This is a genomic window from Falsiroseomonas sp., assembly GCF_030695085.1.
Classification (GTDB): domain Bacteria; phylum Pseudomonadota; class Alphaproteobacteria; order Acetobacterales; family Acetobacteraceae; genus Falsiroseomonas.
On the sequence record NZ_JAUYTS010000020.1, the window covers coordinates 1 to 7,171 of the forward strand.

Genomic DNA, 7,171 nt, shown 5'->3' on the forward strand with positions numbered 1-7,171 from the left:
GCGTTCCTCCTGCTGATCCGGCATCGGCACCTGCGCGCCCGGCGCCAGCACGGCATCCGCGTAGAACAGCTCGCTCGGCGTCGCGACCGGGGAGGCCACGCCCCACCCGGCGCCGGCCACCAGCCGCAGCTTCACCCCCTCCGCATCCAGGGTCGGCAGGCTGGCGCTGCCATGGTGGGTGAAGGCGGGCGGGCTTTCCTCATGGGATTTGGGCAGCGCCACCCAGGACTGAATGCCGGACAGGCGGTGCGGCGCCCCGCGGCGGGGCGCCGCCGTGCGTTCCGAATGCACGATCCCCTGCCCGGCCGTCATCCAGTTCACGTCGCCGGGTGCGATCGGCAGCTCCGTACCCAGGCTGTCCCGGTGCAGGATTTCGCCCTCGAACAGGTAGGTCACGGTGGACAGGCCGATATGCGGGTGCGGGCGGACATCGACGCCGGTGCCGGTCAGGAACTCGCCCGGGCCCATCTGGTCGAAGAATATGAAGGGGCCGACCATCTGGCGCTGCTTGGCCGGCAAGGCGCGCCGCACCTCGAAGCCGCCGATATCGTGGGTGCGCGGCAGGATGACGGTCTCGAGGCCCGGCGGCAGCGGGTCGGTCGGGTCGATGAGGGTGGACATGGTGCGCGTTCTCCCTGGCTTTCGATGCACCAGATGGGCCCGCCGCATCGCCCAGGCGAATCATCGCCCGGGATGACGACCATCAGCCGGCGGGATAGGCAATCTCCACCACCTCGATCTCCTCCGCCCCCGCCGGGGTGCGGAGCTTCCGCGTATCGCCAACCCGCGCACCGAGCAGCGCGCGGGCCACGGGCGCGACCCAGGAGATGCGGCCGGCAGCGCTATCCGCCTCATCGACGCCGACGATGGTGATGGTCACCTCGGCATCGTCCGACAGGCGAGCGTAGGTGACGGTGGCGCCGAAGAACACCTGGTCGCGCCGCGTCTGCGCCGCCGGGTCCACCACCTGCACCCGTTCCAACCGCTTGCGGATGAAGCGCACGCGGCTGTCGATCTGGCGCAGGCGGCGCTTGCCGTATTGGTAATCCGCATTCTCCGACCGGTCGCCGAGGCCCGCGGCCCAGGAGACGATTTCCACGACCTTGGGCCGTTCCTCATCCCAAAGCTTGCGGAGTTCGGCGCGCAGGGCCTCGTGGCCCGCGGGGGTCATGTAGAAGGGCGTGCCGGGGGGCAGGCCGGGCGGCCCCTCCTCCCCCTCATCCTCCTCGTCAGCCAAGCAGCGCGTCCCGGGCTTCCTGCCAGGAGGCCTTGTCCGGCGTGCAGATCAGCCCGCCGGTGACATGCTCGGAAGCGCGGTAGTCGCTGCCGTCGAAACGGGCGGAATAGCCGCCGGCCTCCCGGTGCAGCAGCCAGCCAGGGGCGTGATCCCAGGGCATCAGCTTGTTGTAGAACAGCAGATGCGCGTGGCCGCTGGCCGCCAGCCGGTATTCATGCGCGGCGCAGCGGAAATTCACGATGCCCGCGAGATTCGGCAGGCGGGACGCGACCTGGCTGCGCTGCGGCTCCTTCAGGTAGCCCCAGGAGACGGCGCCGATCATCCGGTTCATCGGCACGGGGGCTGCGACGCGGAGATCGGCGAAGCGGCGGCCCTCCGCATCCTCGAACCAGGCACCCTCCCCGCGCAGCGCCACGGCGGTATCGTCGCCCAGCGGGTCGTGGATCCAGGCGCCCACCACCTCGCCCTTGATGAAGGCCGCGGCCATGCAGCCGAACAGCGGCATGCCGGCGGCGAAGTTGGCGGTGCCGTCCACCGGGTCCACCACGAAGGCGAGGTCGGCATCCTTGAGCGTCGACAGCAGCGCGCCATTGGCCGCCGTCGCTTCCTCCCCCACCACCACGCAGCCGGGGAAGCGGGCGCGCAGCGCGGCCTCGATCATCCGCTCCGCGGCCTCATCGGCCTCCGTCACCAGATCGAGCGGACTGGATTTGGTGCGGACATCGCCGGCCGCCAGGCGGCGGAAGCGCGGCAGGATTTCCGCCTTCGTCGCATCGCGCAGCAGCGCGGCGACATCGCGGGCCGCCTTCGTATCGAAACGCATCAATGTCCCCGCTGTTCGAATCGTGCCCGGTCGGCGGGGGTCAGGCGCACGGAGATGCGGATCGTGTCCTCCGTATCCTCGCGTGCCAGGATCTCGCCATGCTCATAGAGCCAGGCGAGGCTGGCGCCATCGGCCGGGGCGAGGCGGTAATCCACCGTCTCCATGCCCGCGGTCATCCGCGCATCCAGCGCATCCCGCAGCGCATCCAGCCCATCGCCCGTCAGGGCGGAAACGGCAATGGCGCCCGGAATCTCCGGCACGGAATCCACGCCGCCCATGAGGTCGGCCTTGTTCAGCACCTCGATCACGCGGTTGGGCCAGGATTCGTCCATCGGCGCATCCTCGCCCTGCGCCAACTCCTCCAGCACGCCCAGCACATCCGCGCGCTGCACGGCGCTGTCCGGGTGCGCGGCGTCGCGGACATGCAGGATGATGTCGGCGGCCGCCACCTCCTCCAGCGTCGCCCGGAAGGCTTCCACAAGCTGGGTCGGCAGGTCGGAGATGAATCCCACCGTGTCGGAGAGGATGACGGTGCGGCCGGAGGGCAGCTTGATCGCCCGCATGGTCGGGTCCAGCGTCGCGAACAGCTGGTCCTGCGCGAAGACGCCGGCGCCGGTCAGCGCGTTGAACAGCGTGGACTTGCCCGCATTGGTGTAGCCGACCAGCGCCACCACCGGGTAGGGCACGCGGGCGCGGGCGGACCGGTGCAGGCCGCGGGTGCGGCGCACCTGCTCCAGCTCCTTCTTGAGGCGCACAATGCGCTCATCGATCAGCCGCCGGTCGATCTCGATCTGCGATTCGCCGGGGCCGCCGAGGAAGCCGAAGCCGCCGCGCTGACGTTCAAGGTGGGTCCAGGACCGCACCAGCCGCGTGCGCTGGTAGGACAGATGCGCGAGTTCAACCTGCAGCGCGCCTTCCTTGGTGCGCGCACGCTCGCCGAAGATCTCCAGGATCAGACCCGTCCGGTCGATCACCTTGGCGCCCCAGGCGCGTTCCAAATTACGCTGCTGCACGGGTGACAGCGCGGCATCCACCACCACGACGGTGACGCCGTGGCGGTCGCATTCCTCATGCACCATCTCGACCTGCCCCTCGCCCAGCAGGGTCGAGGGCCGGGTCGCGCGCAGCGGGAAGATGGCGGAATGCACGATGGTCAGGCCGATCGAGGCGGTCAGCCCCACCGCCTCCGCCAGCTTGGCCTCGGCGGCACGGTTGGCCCCTGTTTCGCCATGCGTGGCGGCGCCGCGGGTGAAGCGGTCGAAGGGCAGGATCACGGCGGCCTTCACCGGGCCGCCGCTGGTTTCCTGCGACCGGGTCTCGCCGGTCTTAGTCGCGCGATCCGACAGGTGTCACCTCGCGGCCCAGGGTCAGTCGGTTTTCACGGGCGGGCCCGGCCGCGCCTTCGGCCGATTGCGCCGGCGGGGCAGCGCCCGCGCCCGCCGCGGTGGCGTCGAACAGCATGATCGGCGCGCCCGGCATCACGGTGCTGATGGCGTGCTTGTAGACAAGCTGGGTGTGCCCATCGCGGCGCAGCAGGACGGAGAAATTGTCGAACCAGGTGATGATGCCCTGCAGCTTCACGCCGTTCACCAGGAAGATCGTCACGGGGGTCTTGGATTTTCGAACGTGGTTCAGGAACACGTCCTGCACGTTCTGGGATTTTTCGGCGGCCATGGGGAGGAGATCCTTCTTATTCTTGGCCGTTGATCGGCCGGATGTAGGCGGCGCGCCGGGCGACAGGTGGCATTGGACCACCATCAGCCACCAGGCGACGTCGTCCGGCCAAGGGCGCAAACCAGTGGCGCGGACAATGCCAACATCACTCGCCGACCCCTGCCCTGGCAAGGTCTTGCAACCCTGCCGCGAGCGCATGGCCGTCATCGAAAACCAGATCCGGCCGCGCCGCCGCCACGCCCCCATCATGCAGCGCCCGGCCGAGCAGCACCGGTGTGCAGCCGGCGGCCCGTGCGGCATCCATATCCAGCACCGTATCGCCGATATACCAGACCGCCGGGCCCGGCGGCACGCCGCAGGCGGCCAGCGCCATCAGGATCGGCGCGGCACTCGGCTTGTCCGCGCTGGCATCGCCCGCGCCGACCAGCGTGGCGAAGTGGCCGGCCCAGCCGAGATGCGCTGCCTCCGCCCGCAGCAGCGGCCCCTGCTTGTTGGACACCACCCCCTGCGGCCCAAGCGCCGCCGCCGCCAGGATCGCCGATTCGGCACCCGGCATCGGGTTCAGCACATCCAGGTGACAGGACCGGACAGCGCCGTAGAAAATGTCCCGCGCCCGCTCCCACTCCGCGCCGAACATGCCGGGGAAGGTATCGCGCAGGGAACCGCGGACATTGGCCAGCACCGTCTCCCGGTCCCATTCCGGCATGCCGAATTCGGCGAAGGTGGCGTTCAGTCCGTGCTGGATGGCGGCCCAGCCATCCACCAGCGTGTTGTCCCAATCCCACAGGATGCAGGCGGGGCGGGTCATGCCGCGTTCTTCACATCGCCCTTCACATGGCGGGCAAAGATGTCGAACAGCCGCCGCACCACCGGGCCCACCTTGCCATCCCCCACCGGATTGCCGTCGATCTTCGTGATCGGCTTCACGAAGGAGGTGGCGGAGGTGATGAAGGCCTCCCGCGCCCGGCGCATCTCATCCAGTGAGAATTCGCGCTCGTCATACGCCATGCCGAGCGTGCGGAGTTCGGCCATCAGCGCGGCGCGGGTGCAGCCGGGCAGCACCACATGGTCCAGGAAGCGGGTGCGGATGGCGCCGTTCTCATCGACGATCCAGAAGGTGGTCGCGGCCCCTTCGGTGACCATGCCGGTCGCCTCGTCATACAGGATCGCCTCGATCGCGCCCTGCTCGCGCGCCTTCTGCCGGGCCAGGCAATTGGGCAGCAGATTGACCGATTTGATGTCCCGCCGCGCCCAGCGCAGATCGGGAAGGGTGATGCAGGCGGCCTGCCACTTGTCCACATCGGTGGGATAGGCCGGCACCCGGCGGATGGTGACGACCAGCGCCGGCGGCACCGGCTTGCTCGGGAAGGCATGGTCGCGGCGGGCGACGCCGCGCGTCACCTGCATGTACAGCAGCCCTTCCCGCACCCGGTTGCGCTGCGCCACTTCCCGCAGCACCACGGACAGCGCGGCGCGGGACATCGGCATGGCGAGCTGGATTTCGCCGAGCGACCGCTCCAGCCGCGCCAGGTGCAAATCCTCATCGACGTAGCGGCCGTCATGCAGGTGCACGACCTCATAGATGCCGTCGCCGAACTGGTAGCCGCGATCCTCGATATTCACCGAGGCTTCCGACTGCGGCAGGTAGCGACCATTCACATAAGCGATCTTGGACATCTTTGCTTTCCTCAAACGCCGGCGCGGCCTCCGGCCGCTTGGCTTCGCGGCAGGGGCTGCGGCGGCCATTCGGCCGCTCAGCCTGGGCGAAGTGGCCCAGGCTGCAGGTTGCGATGAATTCGGGGAGGCGTGGTGTTCAGCCCCCTGCCCCCGCCGCCGCAGTCGGGGTGCGATCCTCCGCATGCACGTTCAGGAACTTCAGCTTCCGGTGCAGCGCGCTGCGCTCCATGCCGACAAAGGCCGCCGTCCGGCTGATATTGCCGCCGAAGCGCAGCAACTGCGCCTCCAGATACTGCCGCTCGAACAGCTCCCGCGCTTCCCGCAGCGGCAAGGTCATGATCTCGGAGGACCGGTCCAGCTTCAGCACCGCCGGCGCCGAGGCGCCGACCTGCGGCGGCAGCATGTCCGGCCGGATCGGCTCCCGCGCCTCGCCCGGCGCCATGATCAGCAGCCAGTCGATCAGGTTCCGCAGCTCGCGGACATTGCCTGGCCATTCATAGGCCTGCATCGCGGCCAACGAATCCTCGGATAACTCGCGCGGCGCCATGCCGGAGGTCTCGCCGGAGCGCTTCATGAAATGCCGGGCGAGTGCCGGAATATCCTCCCGCCGCTCCCGCAGCGGCGGAATCCGCAGCGGCACCACGGCCAGGCGGTAGTACAGATCCTCCCGGAACCGCCCGCCGGCAATCTCCGCCTGAAGGTCGCGGTTGGTGGTGGCGATGACGCGGACATCGACGGTCACCCGTTGCGCCCCGCCAATACGAACGAAACCCTGTTCCTGCAGGGCGCGAACAATCTTGCCCTGGGTTTCCAGCGGCATGTCCGCCACCTCATCCAGCAGCAGCGTGCCGCCATGGGCGCGTTCCAGCACGCCGGCGCGGCGCGGCTGGCCGGCCGGGTCGGTGCCGGCTTCCACGCCGAACAGCTCCTCCTCGAAACGTGACGGCGCGAGGGTGGCGCAGTTCAGCGCGACGAAGGGCCCATCGGCGCGGCGGGACCGCGCATGCAGCATCCGCGCCGTGACTTCCTTGCCCGACCCCGCCGGCCCGCTGATCAGCACGCGGGACCCGGTGGGGGCGACGCGGTCGATCGCCTGGCGCAGCTGGATCACCGGCGCCGAGACCCCGACCAGCTCCGCCTCGGCCCCCGCCCGCAGCCGCAGCTCGCTGTTTTCCCGTTGCAGGCGGGAGGCTTCGAGCGCGCGGGCGATCACCAGCAGCAGCCGGTCCGCCTTGAAGGGCTTCTCGATGAAATCATAGGCGCCGTTCTGGATCGCCTGGACGGCGGTCTCGATGGTGCCGTGGCCGGAGATCATCACGCAGGGAACCCGCGGTTCCTCCCCGTGCAGCGCCGCCAGGATGCCGAGGCCGTCCAGCCGCGAATTCTGCAGCCAGATGTCGAGCACCACCAGGGAAGGCCGCCTGGCCTTGAAGGCCGCGATCGCCTGGTCGGAATTCGCGGCCTGCCGGGTCTCGTAGCCCTCATCCGACAGGATGCCCTCGATCAGGGCGCGGATATCCGGCTCATCATCCACGATCAGGATTTCATGCGCCATGGTCAGCCCGCCCCATCGCCGCGCCCAGTAGTGCCCATGGCGTGATCCCCCATGACCGGCGTGTCCTCAGCCGCTTTTATCTGATGCGGGCCCGATTCCCTGCCATCCCTCGGCGCCACCAGCGGAAGAATTAGCAGGGCGCGGGCGCCCCGCCCGTCGGGCCGGTCCAACAGGTCCAGGCGCCCACCATGGTCCTCCATGATCT

General features: G+C 69.4%; 8 protein-coding genes. All 8 read right to left on the minus strand.

Translation table 11 applies throughout. The annotated features are described in order from the left end of the window. A partial coding sequence (locus Q8S40_RS01920) for a pirin family protein (RefSeq protein ID WP_305669088.1) occupies positions 1-621 on the minus strand: 621 nt, incomplete at its 3' end. Between the two features lie 82 nt (positions 622-703). After that, complete coding sequence (greB, locus tag Q8S40_RS01925) at positions 704-1,237, minus strand: transcription elongation factor GreB (RefSeq protein ID WP_305669089.1); 534 nt, start codon at positions 1,235-1,237, stop codon at positions 704-706. Further along, positions 1,230-2,060: an inositol monophosphatase family protein gene (locus Q8S40_RS01930; RefSeq protein ID WP_304810317.1), complete on the minus strand. Its 831-nt coding sequence runs from the start codon at positions 2,058-2,060 to the stop codon at positions 1,230-1,232. The genes greB and Q8S40_RS01930 overlap by 8 nt, the downstream gene beginning before the upstream one ends. Continuing rightward, complete coding sequence (hflX, locus tag Q8S40_RS01935; RefSeq protein ID WP_371136788.1) at positions 2,060-3,346, minus strand: GTPase HflX; 1,287 nt, start codon at positions 3,344-3,346, stop codon at positions 2,060-2,062. Before hflX ends, Q8S40_RS01930 begins: the two co-directional genes overlap by 1 nt. Positions 3,347-3,386: 40 nt before the next feature. Further along, positions 3,387-3,734 (minus strand): RNA chaperone Hfq, encoded by a 348-nt coding sequence (hfq, locus tag Q8S40_RS01940; RefSeq protein ID WP_305669090.1) that lies wholly within the window; start codon positions 3,732-3,734, stop codon positions 3,387-3,389. 145 nt (positions 3,735-3,879) lie between these two features. Next, positions 3,880-4,542, minus strand: coding sequence for an HAD family hydrolase (locus Q8S40_RS01945; protein WP_305669091.1), 663 nt, complete (start codon positions 4,540-4,542; stop codon positions 3,880-3,882). Next, a complete protein-coding gene (locus Q8S40_RS01950; RefSeq protein ID WP_305669092.1) occupies positions 4,539-5,411 on the minus strand; it encodes a D-amino-acid transaminase in 873 nt (290 codons plus the stop codon). Before Q8S40_RS01950 ends, Q8S40_RS01945 begins: the two co-directional genes overlap by 4 nt. A gap of 136 nt (positions 5,412-5,547) precedes the next feature. Next, entirely contained in the window at positions 5,548-6,966 is a 1,419-nt protein-coding gene (locus Q8S40_RS01955) for a sigma-54 dependent transcriptional regulator (RefSeq protein ID WP_304810324.1), read from the minus strand. Between the last annotated feature and the right edge of the window lie 205 nt (positions 6,967-7,171).